At 54.0% G+C, this 17,008-nt stretch carries 18 protein-coding genes; 5 read left to right on the top strand and 13 right to left on the bottom strand.

From position 1 onward, the window contains the following. Nucleotides 1-3 precede the first annotated feature (3 nt). The 10 genes from R3F64_RS03985 to argC form a co-directional block, all read right to left on the bottom strand. Nucleotides 4-408: an ATP synthase subunit I gene (locus R3F64_RS03985; RefSeq protein ID WP_332609912.1), complete on the bottom strand. Its 405-nt coding sequence runs from the start codon at nucleotides 406-408 to the stop codon at nucleotides 4-6. A 225-nt stretch (nucleotides 409-633) separates the two neighbouring features. Then, complete coding sequence (locus R3F64_RS03980; protein ID WP_332609911.1) at nucleotides 634-1,557, bottom strand: ParB/RepB/Spo0J family partition protein; 924 nt, start codon at nucleotides 1,555-1,557, stop codon at nucleotides 634-636. Between the two features lie 37 nt (nucleotides 1,558-1,594). Next, complete coding sequence (locus tag R3F64_RS03975; RefSeq protein WP_332609910.1) at nucleotides 1,595-2,362, bottom strand: ParA family protein; 768 nt, start codon at nucleotides 2,360-2,362, stop codon at nucleotides 1,595-1,597. Beyond that, nucleotides 2,363-3,028, bottom strand: coding sequence for a 16S rRNA (guanine(527)-N(7))-methyltransferase RsmG (rsmG, locus tag R3F64_RS03970; RefSeq protein ID WP_332609908.1), 666 nt, complete (start codon nucleotides 3,026-3,028; stop codon nucleotides 2,363-2,365). It abuts the gene before it with no gap. Beyond that, nucleotides 3,025-4,929: a tRNA uridine-5-carboxymethylaminomethyl(34) synthesis enzyme MnmG gene (gene mnmG / locus R3F64_RS03965; RefSeq protein WP_085919187.1), complete on the bottom strand. Its 1,905-nt coding sequence runs from the start codon at nucleotides 4,927-4,929 to the stop codon at nucleotides 3,025-3,027. The genes rsmG and mnmG overlap by 4 nt, the downstream gene beginning before the upstream one ends. A gap of 557 nt (nucleotides 4,930-5,486) precedes the next feature. Beyond that, nucleotides 5,487-6,245 carry an amino acid ABC transporter ATP-binding protein gene (locus R3F64_RS03960; protein WP_332609906.1) on the bottom strand — a complete coding sequence of 253 codons (759 nt, stop codon included), beginning with the start codon at nucleotides 6,243-6,245 and terminating at the stop codon, nucleotides 5,487-5,489. A gap of 11 nt (nucleotides 6,246-6,256) precedes the next feature. Next, entirely contained in the window at nucleotides 6,257-6,928 is a 672-nt protein-coding gene (locus R3F64_RS03955; RefSeq protein ID WP_085919185.1) for an amino acid ABC transporter permease, read from the bottom strand. Between the two features lie 94 nt (nucleotides 6,929-7,022). Next, nucleotides 7,023-7,793: a transporter substrate-binding domain-containing protein gene (locus R3F64_RS03950; RefSeq protein ID WP_085919184.1), complete on the bottom strand. Its 771-nt coding sequence runs from the start codon at nucleotides 7,791-7,793 to the stop codon at nucleotides 7,023-7,025. Between the two features lie 180 nt (nucleotides 7,794-7,973). Beyond that, nucleotides 7,974-8,327: an iron-sulfur cluster insertion protein ErpA gene (gene erpA, locus R3F64_RS03945; RefSeq protein ID WP_066315652.1), complete on the bottom strand. Its 354-nt coding sequence runs from the start codon at nucleotides 8,325-8,327 to the stop codon at nucleotides 7,974-7,976. Between the two features lie 134 nt (nucleotides 8,328-8,461). Beyond that, on the bottom strand, nucleotides 8,462-9,496 hold the full coding sequence (gene argC / locus R3F64_RS03940) for an N-acetyl-gamma-glutamyl-phosphate reductase (protein ID WP_085919183.1): 1,035 nt from the start codon (nucleotides 9,494-9,496) through the stop codon (nucleotides 8,462-8,464). A 129-nt stretch (nucleotides 9,497-9,625) separates the two neighbouring features. Here argC and R3F64_RS03935 point away from each other — a divergent pair, with 129 nt between their 5' ends. The 5 genes from R3F64_RS03935 to R3F64_RS03915 all read left to right on the top strand — a co-directional run bounded on the left by R3F64_RS03935 (nucleotide 9,626) and on the right by R3F64_RS03915 (nucleotide 14,433). Continuing rightward, on the top strand, nucleotides 9,626-11,434 hold the full coding sequence (locus R3F64_RS03935; protein ID WP_199284372.1) for a chloride channel protein: 1,809 nt from the start codon (nucleotides 9,626-9,628) through the stop codon (nucleotides 11,432-11,434). A gap of 2 nt (nucleotides 11,435-11,436) precedes the next feature. Further along, nucleotides 11,437-11,868 (top strand): protoporphyrinogen oxidase HemJ, encoded by a 432-nt coding sequence (hemJ, locus tag R3F64_RS03930; RefSeq protein WP_085919181.1) that lies wholly within the window; start codon nucleotides 11,437-11,439, stop codon nucleotides 11,866-11,868. Then, nucleotides 11,868-12,677 carry a bifunctional hydroxymethylpyrimidine kinase/phosphomethylpyrimidine kinase gene (thiD, locus tag R3F64_RS03925; protein WP_085919180.1) on the top strand — a complete coding sequence of 270 codons (810 nt, stop codon included), beginning with the start codon at nucleotides 11,868-11,870 and terminating at the stop codon, nucleotides 12,675-12,677. The genes hemJ and thiD overlap by 1 nt, the downstream gene beginning before the upstream one ends. A 35-nt stretch (nucleotides 12,678-12,712) precedes the next feature. Beyond that, nucleotides 12,713-13,993, top strand: a complete 1,281-nt coding sequence (gene hemL / locus R3F64_RS03920) for a glutamate-1-semialdehyde 2,1-aminomutase (protein WP_085919179.1) — start codon at nucleotides 12,713-12,715, stop codon at nucleotides 13,991-13,993. Between the two features lie 74 nt (nucleotides 13,994-14,067). Beyond that, nucleotides 14,068-14,433 (top strand): hypothetical protein, encoded by a 366-nt coding sequence (locus tag R3F64_RS03915; protein ID WP_233337315.1) that lies wholly within the window; start codon nucleotides 14,068-14,070, stop codon nucleotides 14,431-14,433. Between the two features lie 54 nt (nucleotides 14,434-14,487). Here R3F64_RS03915 and R3F64_RS03910 read toward each other — a convergent pair whose 3' ends face one another. The 3 genes from R3F64_RS03910 to R3F64_RS03900 all read right to left on the bottom strand — a co-directional run bounded on the left by R3F64_RS03910 (nucleotide 14,488) and on the right by R3F64_RS03900 (nucleotide 16,947). Further along, the gene (locus tag R3F64_RS03910; protein ID WP_199284373.1) at nucleotides 14,488-15,288 is read right to left on the bottom strand and encodes a hypothetical protein; all 801 of its coding nucleotides are present in this window, start codon (nucleotides 15,286-15,288) and stop codon (nucleotides 14,488-14,490) included. Between the two features lie 57 nt (nucleotides 15,289-15,345). After that, nucleotides 15,346-15,876, bottom strand: a complete 531-nt coding sequence (locus R3F64_RS03905) for a hypothetical protein (RefSeq protein ID WP_199284374.1) — start codon at nucleotides 15,874-15,876, stop codon at nucleotides 15,346-15,348. Between the two features lie 240 nt (nucleotides 15,877-16,116). Beyond that, nucleotides 16,117-16,947, bottom strand: coding sequence for a CsgG/HfaB family protein (locus R3F64_RS03900; RefSeq protein ID WP_199284375.1), 831 nt, complete (start codon nucleotides 16,945-16,947; stop codon nucleotides 16,117-16,119). Between the last annotated feature and the right edge of the window lie 61 nt (nucleotides 16,948-17,008).

Below are 17,008 nucleotides of genomic sequence, written 5' to 3'. Positions count from 1 at the left end.
TTGTCACCTCGATAAGTTGCGCAATTTTCTAGGCATCAGCCAGGGTGCTAACCAATGCATTAGAACAACCGCGACGTAAGCACTAAAAAAGAAAGCGGGGTTTGAGGGGGGTACGGTAATGAAAACGACTGCGAACAGTGCCACCGTCAAACCAAACTTGCCTGCTTCGGCGCGAAAAAGCCTGAGTGCACTTTGCGAAGCGGGTGCACGTTGTTTAAAAATCGCCATCCGCTGCACAAAAAACACTTGGGGCAGAAAAGCAACCAATGCCCCTAGCGCTACAGATGTTGCGCTGCCGTTACCGGCGGCGACCAACGCTAGTAACGACCCAACCAGTGCGACCAACAATTGAGCAATCGTTAACCGGATGACATAAGCCTGTCGTCGTAACGTTTCCAGTCGCTGCATGTCATTCCAGCCTATCAAGCTATGTCAAAACCCGTGTTTACAGGCAATGAACAACCTTGCGCAGCCTGCACAAATCTTGCGCGATTATAGGGAAGGGCTATGAGACCTTCAACCGAAGTTGTGGGTATTTCACTCCCTCAAGCGCCGATATGCGACCAAAGAGTGAAAAAACAGCCTTATTTCGCAATTTTTAATAAGCCTGCTATTTATAAAAACAATAGCAGGCTATTTAATATGCTCCAGGATACCGTCCAGCTCTTCCAGACTGGTATAGCGAATCGTGACCTTCCCTTTGCCTCTCTGACCATGGTCAATGGACACAGGGGCACCGAGCAGTTCCCCCAGTTGAGTTTCCAGACGCGCCACGTCGGAGGTTTTTGCCTCACGCCTTGGTGTAGGTGCTACCGGTTGGCTTTGCACTTTCTTGACCAAGGCTTCCGTGGCACGAACGGTCAGGTCGTTATTGACCACTTCATGGGCTACCTGACGCTGCTGAGCGCTGTTGAGTGTCAATAACGCCCGTGCATGCCCCATATCCAGGTCACCCCGCTCAAGCAGCGTTTGCACTTCTTCATCCAATGCCAGCAGACGTAACAGGTTAGCCACCTGGGTGCGCGATTTACCGACGGCATCCGCCATCTGCTGCTGGGTCATTTCAAACTCGTCGCCTAACCGCTTCAATGCCAGTGCCTCTTCGATAGCATTGAGGTTCTCGCGCTGGATGTTTTCGATCAATGCCAGCGCCAAGGCAACTTCGTCGCTGACGTCCCGGATGACCGCGGGGATAACGTCCAATTCAGCAAGCTGAGCCGCCCGCCAGCGACGTTCGCCGGCTACAATCTCGTAGCGGTCTTCCCCGATCGGGCGGACCACGATGGGCTGCATGACCCCTTGAGCACGGATCGAGTCGGCTAGCTCTTCCAGCGCTTCCGGCTGGATATCCCGGCGCGGCTGATATTTACCCCTTGATAGCTGGCCGAGCGGCAAACGCTCAAGGCGTTCCTGACTCTGCGGGCCAGCTGTATCCTCAGCACCATCGCTGTCAGCCGGTGCATATGATCCCGCCGCCAATTCAAGGCTATCGCGGCGACGTGCACCAGCACCAATCAGAGCATCCAAGCCACGTCCTAGCGCGGGCTTACGCGTCATGGGCATTACCTCGTGATAAATAGATCAGTCGTGGTGATTATAGCGCGAGTCGACGAATTAGCTCTTTCGCTAACACACGGTAGGCCTGGCTGCCGCGCGAAAACCGCGCGTACTGGGTAACCGGCAGGCCATGGCTGGGCGCTTCAGCCACTTTAACATTACGCGGAATCGTGGTTTTCAGCAGCGCATCGCCGAAATAATCGCGCAATTGCTTGTCGACTTCCCGGGTCAGGCTGGTGCGCTTATCGTACATGGTACGCAAAATACCGGAGACGGCCAGCTCAGGGTTGATGCTCTGTTTAATCTGCTCGACCGTATCCAGCAGTGCCGAAAGGCCTTCCAGTGCATAGAATTCACACTGCAGTGGAATCAACACGCCGTGAGCCGCCGTAAGGGCATTCACTGTCAGCATATTAAGCGACGGGGGGCAGTCAATCAGTACGACGTCGTATTGTGACAAAACGCCCGACAACGCCGTCGTCAAGCCGCTTTCGCGCTGGTCTGAATGCATGAGCTCGACTTCAGCGGCGGTCAAATCGCCGTTACTGGGTAGCACGTCGTATTTCACGGGTGGCTGCCGGACGATCGTATCGGCAGCGCTCGCCTCACCCAAAAGGACGTCGAGAACGCTTTTATCAAGGCTGTGCTTGTCGATACCACTGCCCATGCTGGCGTGCCCCTGTGGATCAAGATCCACCAGCAGTACACGACGGTCGAGTCCGGCGAGGCTGGCCGCCAAGTTGACGGCTGAAGTGGACTTGCCCACGCCGCCTTTCTGGTTGGTCAGGGCAATGATCTGGCTCACTTACTCAACTCCTTGTGGGGTCAGAATCAACAGCTGTCGCTCGGCCGTCTCAAAGGGGACATTTAAAGTGTGTTTTGCGTGGAGCCGAACATCACCTGGCAGATCGCGCAGTTCTTCGTTGGCACCAGGGCCTTTCATCGCCAGCCACTGTCCTTCGTCCGTCGGAAGTTTACGCGTCAGATTAACAAAATCCACCAAACTGGCGAATGCCCGCGAAATCACTTGATCAAAGACGCTTTCGGTAAACTGCTCTACACGCGCTTGAACGGGGGTCACGTTCGTCAATCCGAGCTCCATCACCGCCTGGCGCTGAAAGCGAACTTTTTTGCCGTTGCTATCGAGAAGGGTCACGGATAGCTCGGGCTTGAGAATGGCCAGAACCAGTCCCGGTAGTCCTGGCCCTGAACCGACATCAAGCAGCTTGGGCCCTTCGACAAACGGCAGCACGGCAGCACTATCCAGCACGTGGCGCGATACCATGTCGTTAACATCGCGTACAGCGGTGAGATTATAAGCCCGGTTCCACTTGTGCAATAGCGCAAGCAGGCCCAGCAGTTGATCACGCTGCTGGGACGTTATTGGGGTGCCTAATGCGCTGAGACCTTCATCCAGCCGGGTCTCAACCTGGCTGGGTAAATCGGAAAACAGCGTTGATACGCCGCTCATCCGTTGGCTACCTCGGGAGTCGATATAAGCCGACGTTTCTTGAGTTGAATCAGCAAAATCGATACAGCCGCAGGTGTCACGCCCGAAATACGCGCCGCCTGGGCGAGAGTTTCAGGCCGTGCTTCGCTGAGTTTTTGGCGAATCTCATTGGACAGGCCTTCAACGCGGTGATAATCCAGATCAGCAGGTAGGGGCATCGCCTCATGGCGTTTGAGTTTATCAATCTCGTCCTGCTGACGATCGATATACCCCTGATATTTTGCCTGAATCTGCACTTGTTCAGCCACGGCCTCGTCGGTCACCGGAGAAGCTTCCAGACCGGGAAGATGGGTCAAGGTCGCATAGCTCAGTTCCGGGCGTTTCAGCAGATCGCTCAACCGGTACTCGCGGTTCAACGCCTGGCCGGTGTGCTCGGCGATAACAGCGGCGGCCGGGCTTTTCGGCTGAACCCAGGTACTGGCAAGCCGAGCCGACTCGTGCTCGATGGCATCGCGCTTTTTACTGAACGCTGCCCAGCGCATGTCATCCACCAGCCCCAATTCGCGACCTTTTTCAGTGAGCCGGAGATCGGCGTTGTCTTCACGCAGCAACAGACGGTATTCCGCGCGTGACGTGAACATGCGGTAGGGCTCCTTGGTACCCATGGTGATCAGATCATCGACCAGTACCCCAAGGTAAGCTTCGTCACGGCGTGGATACCACGCTTCCAACTGCCTGGCACGGCGTGCCGCGTTCAGTCCAGCGAGCAAGCCCTGAGCCCCGGCTTCTTCGTAACCGGTCGTGCCGTTGATTTGTCCGGCAAAAAACAGGTTGTGGATAAATTTGGTTTCCAGGGAGTGCTGCAAATCCCGTGGATCAAAGAAATCGTACTCGATTGCGTAGCCTGGCCGGGTGATATGCGCGTTTTCCATTCCCTTGATCGAGCGTACGACCTGAAGCTGTATATCGAACGGCAATGAAGTGGAAATTCCGTTGGGATACAGCTCATTGGTATCCAGGCCTTCGGGTTCGATAAATATCTGGTGGCTCGATTTATCGGCAAAGCGATGGACCTTGTCTTCAATCGAAGGGCAATAGCGTGGCCCTATGCCCTCGATCACGCCCGAATACATTGGTGAACGTTCGAGGTTCGCCATGATGATCTCATGGGTGCGCTCGTTGGTGTGCCCAATGTGACAGCTCATCTGTTCGGGGTGCATTTCCCTTGAGCCCAGATAGGACATCACCGGCGTTGGCGTGTCACCAGGTTGTTCTTCAAGTTGAGAGAAATCAACGGTTTTGGCATCAATGCGTGGGGGTGTACCGGTTTTCAGACGATCAACCCGGAACGGCAGGGCACGCAGTCGCTCAGCCAATGCATTGGAGGGCGCATCGCCTGCTCGGCCACCGCGAGTTTGATCAAGTCCGATGTGGATAACACCGCCGAGAAAAGTACCGGTCGAGAGCACGACGGATTCACTGTGAAACCGGATACCGGTTTCCGTCACCACGCCCCGCACGGTGTCGTTATCCACAATCAGATCGCCCGCGGCCTGCTGGAAAATCGTCAGATTTGGCTGGTTTTCAAGCATGCCACGAATGGCTGCTTTGTAGCGTACGCGGTCAGCCTGGGCGCGGGTCGCTCGAACCGCTGGCCCCTTACGTGCGTTCAAGACACGAAACTGGATGCCACCTGCGTCTGTGGCAAGACCCATGGCGCCGCCTAACGCGTCAATTTCCTTGACGAGATGGCTCTTGCCGATCCCGCCAATTGCCGGATTACACGACATTTGGCCGAGCGTTTCGATGTTGTGCGTAAGCAACAGGGTTTGACAGCCCATGCGAGCAGAGGCCAATGCGGCTTCAGTTCCCGCGTGGCCACCGCCGATGACAATGACATCAAAGCGGTCAGGGTAATTCAAGAGACACCTCGTCTTGTGCCATCAGGCACGGATGAGTTGAGTCGGTGCATGCGCACCTTAATTCAATAAGCCCGCCAGTATAAACCCCTTGTGGGTAACCGTCAGTTTTTTCCACACCCCGTTTGTTCAGCAGCGCTTACTAATAACAACATAAATATTATATAAGAGAAGTTCTATTGATGTTGTTACTACTGGTGTGGACAAAATCTGTTGATAAGCGATTTTATCTCATTTTTATCAATACGTTATATTGTTGACTTCTACATGATTAAACGGCGGACTAACTGAGTAGAAACCGTGTTGGGCCTGTGGATGAAAGCTTGTTTTATCCACCGCTGTGATGAGGCACGGGTTTTCCACTCGTGTATACCAGGGTTGTTACCGTGACTGTGAACAAGGGAAGGAAATACGCTGGTATCGAGTTCGAAGGCGGCATGATGCAGGTTAAAGGCAGGTTGTGACAACCGATAGAAATAAATTATCCACAGGCAAAAAAAATGGCCTGTGGTGATCACAGGCCATCAAATGTCGGTTACCAAGCGTATTTTTTGGCTAAATCAGTGCTTGAGTACCCGGGCTAAAAACGATTGCGTACGTTCGTGTCGAGGCGCATCGAATAGCTGTTCGGGAGGCCCCTCTTCGGTGATTTCCCCCTGGTGAATGAACACCACACGGTCGGCGACTTCACGCGCAAAGCCCATTTCATGGGTGACGATCACCATGGTCATGCCCTCTTTAGCGAGCTCCCGCATGGCATCCAGTACCTCGCCAATCATTTCGGGGTCCAGCGCCGACGTAGGCTCGTCAAACAGCATTAATCGCGGTTCCATGGCAAGTGCACGCGCGAGTGCCACACGCTGCTGCTGACCGCCAGACAGCTGGCTGGGATACTTATCCGCCTGGTCGGAGATCCCAACGCGGTCAAGCAGTCGCTTGGCAGCTTCCAGGGCGTCTGAACGGTTCCAGCCACGTACTTTCATGGGAGCGAGGGTGATATTGTCGATAACGCTTAAATGAGGAAACAGGTTGAATTGCTGAAACACCATGCCGACTTCGGTACGGATGGTTTGCAGTGCCTGGCTACTCTTGCCGTTAGGTAGCAACTCGTTACCGTCGACCTCCAGCGAACCGGACTGGAATTCCTCCAGTCCGTTGATGCAGCGGATCAGTGTGGATTTACCTGACCCGCTGGCACCGATCACCACGACCACTTCACCAGGGGTGATGTGCATATCAATGTTTTTGAGTACGTGCAGGCTACCAAAGTGTTTATTGAGCTGCTGCATACGCACAATTTGCTGAGCATTGTCGTTCATTGTGCGTCTCCTTATTGGCCTACCAAGCCTTTGTTTTCAAGCTGTCGCAAGATGATTGAAAGGGTCCAGGTGATAGCCAGGTACATGATGGCCACCATCAGATAGACTTCCATCGCGGTAAAGGTGCTGGCGATATAAACCTGGCCTTGACGAACCAGCTCACCCACCCCGATTACCGAAAATAAAGAGGTATCCTTGATGCTGATGATACTTTGATTACCCAGGGGCGGGATCATCCGGCGAAATGCCTGAGGCCAGATAACGTAACGAAACGACTGGGTACGTGAAAGACCCAGCGACAGGGAGGCTTCCCGCTGGCCACGTTCAATGGATTGAACACCGCCCCGCACGATTTCGGAAATATAAGCCCCCGAGTTCACCGCTATGGCCGCAATACCTGCAACGAGCGCATTGATAGGGCTTCCCAACAACTGAGGCAGGCCGTAGAAGATAAACAGCACCTGAACCAGAATCGGCGTGCCGCGAAAGACCTCGACGTAGACGATGGCGGGCCAGCGCAGCCAGCGGAGGGGACTTATGCGCAGGAGGCCAAAAAAGATGCCGATAAAAAAACCGATGGCGAGTCCGCCAAAGGAAATCAGCAGGGTGTAGGGGATCCCCGGTAGCAAATGGGGAATCGAGTTAATGGTCGCTTCCCAATTAAACTCAAAGCTCGGTTCCACGCGCGTTCTCCTGAGAGATGAGAAGACAAACGAACAGGGCCGGGGGCGATGCCGCCCGGCCCTGATGAAATGGTCAAATAACGTTCAGCGATAATTATTCGTCGCTGGGCGCTTCACCAAACCATTTTTCATAGATTTCATCGTAGGTGCCGTCTTCGCGCATTTCAGCCAAGGCTTCGTTGGTAGGTTCTACCCACTCGCTGCCTTTGTTGAAGACGATGCCATATTGCTGGCCTTCGTAGAGGGGACCCACCACTTTAGTACGGCCTTCACCGCGGGTTTGCGAGAAATAAGCCACGTTGGGTGCGTCGTAGAAGACAGCATCGACGTTGCGGCCCAGCAGGGCCATGTACATGTCGGAAGTGCCGGGGTAGGGCGTATAGTCGGCGTCGTCACCAAACTTTTCTTCCAGAAAATCGTAGCTGGTGGAGCCTGTTTTGGTGGCGATGGACATGCCTTCCAGGTCATCAATGTCTTCAACGTCGCTATCGGCGCGAACGATGATTCTCAGGCCTGAATCGTAGTAGGGGTCAGAGAAGTCAACGATCTCCGCCCGTTCTTCGGTAATGGTGATCCCGGCAATGGCGATCTCCTGATTGCCGGTTTGCACCGCAGGAATAATGCCTGAAAAGTCCATGGTGGTGAGATTGACGTCAAAGCCTGCCCGGTCGGCCACTTCGTTGATGATATCGATGTCGAAGCCAACCATCTCGCCGGTGTCTTCATCCATCATCTCAAACGGTACGAAACTTGGGTCGGTAGCGACATTGACGCTAGGCGTCTCTTGCGCCTGAGCAGAAGCGCCGCCCAACGCAAGCGTCAGGGCGGATAAAGAAAGTACGGTGCTTGATAGCAGCGATTTCATAGGTTTTCCCCGTGGTTTGTATGGCAAAGTGCCAGCAAAGCAGTGTGCACCGCTTTGCGACTGGTACTTAAGCCTGTTATTGACCTAATAACCTTGGCGAGAAACCATCAGGGCGTCAAGTCACGGGTGGGAATTGCGATAAACGCTGGGTCGACGCAGTTCGATATTCAAGGGAAACCGCTACACCATAAATGAAGCCCCGCAACCACATGTAGTGGTGGCATTGGGGTTTTGAACTCGAAAACGCGCCCCTGCAAGGCCTTCTTCGTAGTCAACGGTTGAGCCCACCAGGTATTGGTAGGAGAGGGGATCAACCACCAGAGCGGCGTCACCAAATTCGATAACCGTGTCGTCATCGGCAACGTTATCGGCAAAATCGAAGCCGTATTGAAAGCCTGAACAGCCACCGCCGGTGACATAAACGCGTAGTTTAAGCGTTGAGTTGTTTTCCTCTGCCATCAAGGCGTTGATGCGTTTTTGAGCACTATCGGACAACAACAGTGGCGTTGGAACAAAGGATTCTGCGCTGCTCATGGCTACCTCCCGTGAGCGAATGGGGCGAGTGTCGTTTTAGTGACAGACGCTCGCCCCGAAGCGAATAGACTGCATGGATACTAATTATGAGTAAAACCTAGCAAAAGGGTCAACTATTACCGACCCAATGGAGGCTAGGGCATAACCGCCGGGGCACTGAGGCCGGTGGCTTCGTCATAGCCAAACATCAGATTGAGATTTTGAACGGCTTGCCCCGAAGCCCCTTTCACCAGGTTATCGATCACCGATAGCACCACTACCGTGTCGCTATTCTCCGGGCGGTGAACTGCAATACGGCACGTATTGGTGCCTTTCACACTGCGTGTTTCCGGGTGACTGCCAGGGGGCATGACGTCAACGCAGGGTTCGCCTGCGTAGCGACGTTCAAACAGTGTCTGAAGGTCACCGGGTGCTTCAATGAGCGTCGAATACAGGGTGGCGTGAATACCGCGAATCATGGGCGTCAGGTGCGGTACGAAAGTCAGGCTCACTGCACCGGCTTGAATGTCTGTCAGCCCTTGGCGGATTTCGGGCAAGTGGCGATGCCCGGAAGCACCGTACGCTTTCATGGATTCGCTGGCTTCGGCCAATAGCGAACCGACTTTAGCCCCGCGACCGGCACCCGTGACGCCTGATTTGCAGTCGGCGATCAGCCGGCCGGCATCGACCAAACCGGCCTCCAGCAATGGCAGATAACCCAACTGAACGGCAGTGGGGTAGCACCCTGGCACAGCGACAAGGCGCGCCGTTTTAATCTGTTCACGGTGCATTTCCGGCAGGCCATAAACCGCTTCGCCAAGCAAGGCAGGTGCTCCGTGGGGCTGACCATACCATTGCGCCCATTCGTCGGCGTCACGTAGGCGAAAATCCGCGGAGAGGTCAATCACGCGGGTACCTTGATCCAGCAGTTCACTGGCCAGTGCGTGAGCAACCCCGTGGGGCGTGGCAAAAAACACCGCATCCAGACGACCAAGCTGTTTGGCGTCGGGCTCGCTAAACGCCAGCGTGTCGTAGTGCCCGCGCAGATTTGGGTACATGTCGCTGACTCTCACGCCCGCTTCTGAACGTGACGTGATGGCTGTTACTTCGACGTGAGGGTGCATGGCAAGAAGCCGAAGCAGTTCAACGCCTGTGTAGCCTGTGCCGCCAACAATGCCTACCTTAATCACAATGACTCCTTGCAGTTTTTGAGCGCAAAACGAATCGCCAACGGCTTAAGCATAGGATACCAAGCTGTTTATGCGTATCCAGCTATGATACACAAGAGTGTATAGACACAAGAGCAAGGAAGGTTGCCTGTGGCGCTTTTTTCTCGATCTGATTTCACCCTGGACAGTTTTCGGCGCCAGTTGGCCAATGTCGATGCGCTGCCGCAGCTATGCGTATTGGGCTTGGTGTCGGGGCTGATTACCGGTGCCTTGATGGTCGTGTTTCGCTTGCTACTCTCTGCGGGGGCGTTGCTTTATATGCCCGAGGGCAATCCTGAAGCGTTTGAGTCACTGGCACCCTGGGGGCGGGTGGCGCTTCCGTTTATCGCTGTTGGCCTGATCGGCGCCTTGCTTTACCGCCAGAAAGCCACGGCCCGCAAGCTTGGCGTGGCCCATGTCATCGAACGCTTGACCTACCACCAAGGCCGTTTCCCGCTGCGTAACTGGCTCAACCAATGGTGGGTGGGTGTCGTGGCCGTACTGGGAGGCCTCTCGGCGGGTCGCGAAGGGCCTGCCATTCATCTTGGGGCGGCGGCATCGAGCGGCCTTGGTCAGCGGATGCGTCTACCCAACAACAGTTTACGGGTACTGGTTGCCTGCGGCACCGCCGCGGGAATTTCAGCCTCGTTTAACACCCCGATTGCCGGTGTCATCTTCGCCATGGAAGTGGTGATGATGGAGTACACGATGATGAGCTTTATGCCCGTTATATTGGCGTCCATGATGGGGGCGCTGGTGGCGCAAGTGGTTTACGGCAATCAACCGGCGTTCCATATCCCCGACGTTGCCCTTGGTTCATTAATGAACCTGCCCTGGGTGGTGATGACGGGCCTGGTGATTGGTTTGTTGGCGGGCGGGTTCATTCATTTATCGCGTTTGCAGCGTTTTCAGCAGTGGCCCTTGTGGGGCCGCCTGGGTGTTGTTGCGCTTATAACCGGTGTGGCCGCCTTCTGGTTTCCTGAGGTGCAAGGGATTGGCTACGACAGTGTGGCCGCCGCGCTCAATAACCAGTTGGCGGTTCAGGTGCTTCTGGCGTTGATTGCGGTAAAGCTTGCCGTGACGGCCCTGACGGTTGCCGGCGGGGTACCTATCGGGATCATCGGCCCGGTATTGGTGATAGGAGCCGCCACAGGCGCCCTGAGTGGCCACTTTGGGGGCTGGGTATGGGAAGCCAAAGCCGCTGACCCGGGCATTTATGCCATGTTGGGAATGGCCGCGATGATGGGAGCCGTCTTGCAAGCACCGCTGGCAGCGCTTATGGCTCTGCTGGAGTTAACCCATACGCCAGGTATCATGTTGCCGGGAATGTTGGCAGTGGTAGTTGCCTGCTTGACGTCGCGTCAATTAACCGGTTGCGAAGGGTTTTTTATCAGCAGCGTGCGCTATGGGCTGCACCCGCTACAGCAACCGCTGATGCAAGCGCTATCCAGGGTGTCTGTACCAGCGGTGATGGAGCGTCATCTGGTTCGCACATCGCGGATGATAACGCCCGATCAGGCGCGCCGCTTACTGGAAAATAACCCGATATGGCTGGTGATCGAACGATCCAGTTCTGATAAGCCGGTTCTTGGGCTAAAAGCCGCTGCCCTGGCGCGTTGGATGATTGAACACGATGAGTCGTCAAGCGATAACGCCTCAACTGAAGGATTGATCGATTTATTGGAAGTACCTGGGGAGCGGCTTGAAATGGCACCCATCGCGCTACAGGCGACCCTTTCCGAAGCCTTTTTGACGTTGCAGAATGACGCTCTGGACGCGCTTTATGTGGTTCACGGTAATCGGCCGAAACAACAGCGTATTTCAGGTATCATCACCCGGGGCGCTATCGAGCGTTATTACCATTACAGCGATCCTCGCGATAATGATTCATCTCACAAAGAGCCTTGGCCTAAGGAGTGACAATGTATTTATGGATCAAAGCGATTCATCTAATCGCGATGGTAACCTGGTTTGCGGCCATGTTTTATCTACCCAGGCTGTTTGTCTACCATGCCCAGGCACGCGATGCTGATGATCAGCAAGCGATGACGTATTTTACGACCATGGAACGTAAGCTTTATCGGGGCATCATGATGCCGTCGATGATTGCCGTGCTGATTTTCGGTGGCTGGCTTTTGTATCTGGCACCCGCCTGGCTCAGCCAGGGATGGATGCATGTAAAACTGCTGCTGATTGCGCTGTTAATTGCCTACCATCACGTCTGCCTGATTTACTTCAAGCAGTTCAGCCAGGCACGTTGCACGAAAAGTCATGTATTTTTCCGCTGGTTTAACGAGTTACCGGTGATTGGCCTGATCGGCATTATCTTGCTGGCGGTGGTGAAACCGTTCTGATGCGACAACCATTACCTCCTGTTGTATTAGTACTGGCCGGGCATGACCCGACCGGCGGAGCCGGGTTGATCGCCGACAGCGAATCCATTGCTGCCTGCGGCGGCTGGGCGGTGACCGTGCCCACCGCGCTGACCATTCAAAACTGCCATAACGTAGTGCGGGTGGTGCCCACGGATGCTTATCTCATCAACCAGATGGTCGATGAGATCGCGACTCTGCCGGTGGCGGCCATCAAGCTTGGCTTGATTAGCAGCGAGTCAACCCTTGAGGCGGCGATATCGATTATCCGGCGTTTCCCCGGTGTGCCGGTGGTGGCCGACCCGGTGCTCAAAGCCGGTGGCGGTGCTGAACTCTCGACCCCCGAATTGCGTCAACAGTATATCGAGCGGCTGCTTCCTCTGGTCGATATCCTGACGCCCAACCGGGCCGAGTTGGCAGCACTCACGCCTGAGTGTCAGTCAACGGATGACGATACGGCCAGGGCGGTAGCCTTGCTTTCGCTGGGTTGTCAGGCGGTGCTGGTGTCAGCAACCGATGATCCGCTACCCGGCAATGACGATCAGGTGCTACTGACGCTTCATTCACCGGATAATACCCGGCAGTGGCCATGGCCGCGTCTACCTGAACAATTTCATGGTTCAGGGTGCACGCTGGCATCGGCGATTGCTGCGCGCCTGGCTGTAGGTGAGCGCTTACTTACTGCGTGTGAGCAAGCTCAGCACTATACCTGGCAAAGCTTGTCACATGGCTATGAGACGCCAAGCGGACAGTTTTTACCCAATCGTACCCCGCGCGCTTCACGTTTTTGATTTGATGACGCCACGCAATTAATGAAGAGGACGCCATGACGACTTCCGCTGAATTGTTTGAACTTGCCAGCCGCCATATTCCTGGTGGCGTTAACTCCCCGGTGCGGGCCTTCAAGGGGCTGCATCGCCCGCCGGTATTCATGGAGCGCGCGCAAGGCGCTTATCTGTTCGATGTTGAAGGCAATCGCTACGTCGACTACGTGGGTTCATGGGGGCCGATGATTACCGGGCATGCAGACCAGGATGTGCTTGCGGCGGTCCGTGCCAGGTTGGATAACGGGTTATCGTTTGGTACCCCCACGGCGGTTGAAACCACCATGGCGGATCTGATCTGCGAAATGATTCCGTCGATGGAAATGGTGCGTATGACCAGCTCTGGCACCGAAGCCACAATGTCGGCCATCCGTCTGGCACGCGGCGCCACCGGGCGAGACAAGATCGTCAAATTTGAAGGCAACTACCATGGGCATTCCGATTCGCTGCTGGTTAAAGCCGGGTCCGGGGCATTGACGCATGGCGAGCCGAGCTCACCCGGCGTACCGGCGTCGCTTGCCGAACATACCATTACCTTGTCGTATAACGACCCCGAAGGTGTTGAGGCATGCTTTGAAGAAATGGGCGATCAGATTGCCTGTATCATCGTCGAGCCGGTCTCCGGCAACATGAACTGCATTCCGCCGCAGCCAGGCTTTCTCGAGACGCTGCGCCGCGTGTGTAACGAGCACGACAGTATCCTGATTTTTGATGAAGTGATGACCGGCTTTCGGGTTGCCCTTGGCGGTGCTCAGGCTCATTACGGTGTGACCCCCGACCTCACCTGCCTTGGCAAGATCGTGGGTGGCGGTATGCCGGTCGGCGCCTTCGGCGGCAAACGCGAGATCATGCAGAACATTTCGCCGATGGGGCCGATTTACCAGGCGGGTACGCTCTCCGGCAATCCGCTGGCCATGGCGGCTGGTATCGCGCTTTTGACCAAGCTTCAGGTACCCGGCTTCCATGATGCCCTGACTCAACGTGTTGAAACCTTGTGCACCGGTCTGCAGGAACGCGCCAACGCCGCCAATGTGCCAATGATGACCCAATCGGCAGGCGGCATGTTCGGGATCTTTTTTACCGGCCAACGCCGTGTGGATAACTTTGCCCAGGCGACCGCCTGTGACCCCGAAGCGTTTCGCCGCTTCTTCGGCGCGATGATCGACCAAGGCGTGTATCTGGCGCCCTCGGCGTTCGAAGCGGGCTTCATGTCCAGCGCCCATACGCCAGAAGATATTCAAAAAACCCTGGATGCTGCCGAGAAAGCCTTTGCCTTAATGTAACAGCAAGTAACGAAAACTCCGCTATACTCAAAGAGCCGCTGATAAAAGCGGCTCTTTGCGTTGTAGAGGCCATTATGAAACGACTCTGGACGTGGCCAGGCGCCACGCTATTGGCAATGGGGTTAACCCTTCACCTACCGCTAAGCGCTCAATCGCTTGAGGAACCATCGATGAATCCGATTCGTATTACCATGGAAGGGTCGGAAGGCGCGGCGTTCTCCGCCCATTGGCGCATTACCCACGAGGGTGAAACTACCGAACATATCGAGGAAAACGGCACGGTACCGGCGGAATTCAACTTTGAGGGCACCGCACTGGAAGGCACGGTCAAGTTGTTAAGCGATGGTGATCGCCTGGAAGTGGATATTCAGAAAGGTAGCAACCGCTCGCGTTCGTCTACTCAGGGCAAGGGCGGTACGCTAACGGTGTCGATCAGATAATAAAAAACCGCCTCTGATAAGAGGCGGTTTTGATCAAGGCAGCGTTATGAACGCTTAGTTGCCTTGTTGAACATAGTTATAGTTGAAAGAGCCAGTAGTGCGGATTTGAGAGAAGTTTTGCTGAGAAGGATCTCCCATTGCACCGCTCTGATTGACGCTATTGTAATTGTAGTTACCGACGGAGCGAACGAACGAATCGTGGCCATAGCCGGTTTGCTCAACAGCAGTGTAGTTACCGTTGCCTGACAGGATAATATCGCTATCCAGTTCGTCACCAGTCTGTGTGGTGTAGGTCTTGTTGAAATCACCTACAGCCTTAACGTAGCTGTCGTTTAGCTCGCCGTCCTGTACCACACTAGAGCTGTTGCGGTAGCCATCCTGCTCAACCCATGAATCATTCAGCTCGCCATCTTGGACGACATTAGCGTAGTTATAGGCCGCGCTCCAACCAAAAAATCCACCACGTTGGTCAATAATGGAGTCGTTTTTGTCACCAACTTGTGAGACGTCTGCGCGGTTTCCTTTATCGCGTTGCTCGATTAATGAATAGTTTTCACCCACTCCTGAACCACCCACCACATCGTCCTGCTCTACGTTGGCGGTATTAAAATCACCGATTTGCTTGATGCGGGAATCTTGCGTGCCCCACTGAACAACGTTGGTTGAGTTGAAATCGCCGGTCTGGTCGATTAATGAGTCATTGCCCAGGCCGCTGCCGTCATAGGAAGGACCTGCCATATCATCAATGGTATTGCGTGAACCATTGAATTCAGATCCTGGTGATGTTTGCGCCAGGGCAGATGCACTCATGGCAAGCGCGATAGCGGCGGCGATAGCAGTCATTTGAGTTTTCATGGTGTTTCCCCTTTACGATTTACTTGCTTTAGTTATTACTGAGGCAACCAGTGTTGCTCAGTAGGTTTCGACGGTGACTGGACGTGCATTACCCGAGAAAGCTCTTTGCTCTACGTTAATGCTGCGGTAGCCACTCCCCGATTGTGAAATCTGTATATCACTCTTACTGCCGAGCTGGGATACATTTGCTTCAAGGATTTTCCTTGCATCACCAACTTGGTTAATACTGGCCTCATGGGCATTGCCATCTTGCGATATCACACCAAAATTGTTGCCACCCTTTTGGGTGATATTGGCGGTATTGAAGTTACCGGACTGAATTATCTTGGAAAAATTACCGCGCTGATAAATCGCTGAGTAAGATTGGTTTACATTGGCTTTGTTGTTATTGCCTACCTGATCAATAATGCTGTAGTTGCCCCGATAGTTATTGGTATCAACCTGGTTAAAGAACTGCTCGATGCGGCTGTCGTCAGCCTTAACTGGTGCGGCAGTAAATATGCTGGCGGCCAATAGTGTTGCCAACAACATTGAGTGTTTGGCTGGGGAAATCCCCATTGATGCTTTATTGACGCGCTGCCGTTTCATGATGAAGCCCTCTGAAACATTTTGTATCCAAATGTATTCTATGTGTTGAGTTTGGACTATTTGGCGGGCTTCGCTATCGTAAGTTTTAGGGTTTGTAAGACGATTTTTTTAATTATATTCGTATTGTTTGGTACTATATTTCTAATACTTTTTTTGGGCTCTAGTATTAAAATAAAAAAGCCATGCAGAATGCATGGCCTTAATAATTTGATAATCTATGTTTTCCCATTATTTGACCAATTACAACTGGGGTATGGGGGCATTCAAGTAATCAGCAAGAACCGTGTCTGCAAAGTTAACGTCGTTGCTGAGGTTCCAAAGGTTGTTTTCTACGCCCCGAGCAATTAAGTGGATAACCGCTGATTCGATAGAGGACATTACCGCCATCTGGACTGGCTCGTTGGTAGTGATGCCTGCTTCTGCTTCCAAGAGGCGTCTAAAATCAATAAAACGATAAACGCCAGCGCGCAGTTCTTTCGAGTAGATGGTCTTTGTTGTCGTTACGTTGGCAAGTACTTCACCCGTAGAAATTTCCACCGCTCGCAAGTTAACCGTTACTTGGTCAACCTGGTATTCCCCCGACGCCCCAATCCCAAAATATTCTGCCCCCGCACCGCCGGTTCGTATATTAGATTCGTAAGCAATAATACCACCTTCCAGCATGACCGAAGCAGCACGTAATGAAGGGAGAGTATCGGGTTGATTAAAGCGCTCGAACTCAGCACGAATAATACGTCGCTCTGTTAACAGATTTTGCAGGCCCACCCGCTCAAGTGGGATGAACCAGCCAGAATCTGCCAGGGCGCCGGTTAACATCGCAGCGGCACCTTGGGTCACTGCCGTGGAGAAGGTGCTGGCGGGCGCAGGTCGATACTGCCCGGTTTGATCGCGGAAATCATATACCGAGACAAAAATTTTGCCTGCTGGTGGCGGTAGTGAGACAAGATCCTGGTAGGTGGCTCCCCGCGGCGTTAATGTCGCCTCCGTTCCTTCCAGGTTTTCGGAATTGGCGACCATTCCCGCGCAGCCGCTAAGCAAACCCGCAATTAAGAATGTAGCTATAATCTTCATGATGATCCCCTGACTTATCCATCATTTATGATGTTTGGTTTTTTAGTTCGTAAAGTTTTGT

Source organism: Halomonas sp. 5021, from assembly GCF_036663435.1.
Taxonomy (GTDB): Bacteria; Pseudomonadota; Gammaproteobacteria; order Pseudomonadales; family Halomonadaceae; genus Vreelandella; species Vreelandella janggokensis.
The sequence above is the reverse complement of the archived record's forward strand: the minus strand, read 5'-3'. Positions and strand labels throughout refer to the sequence as shown.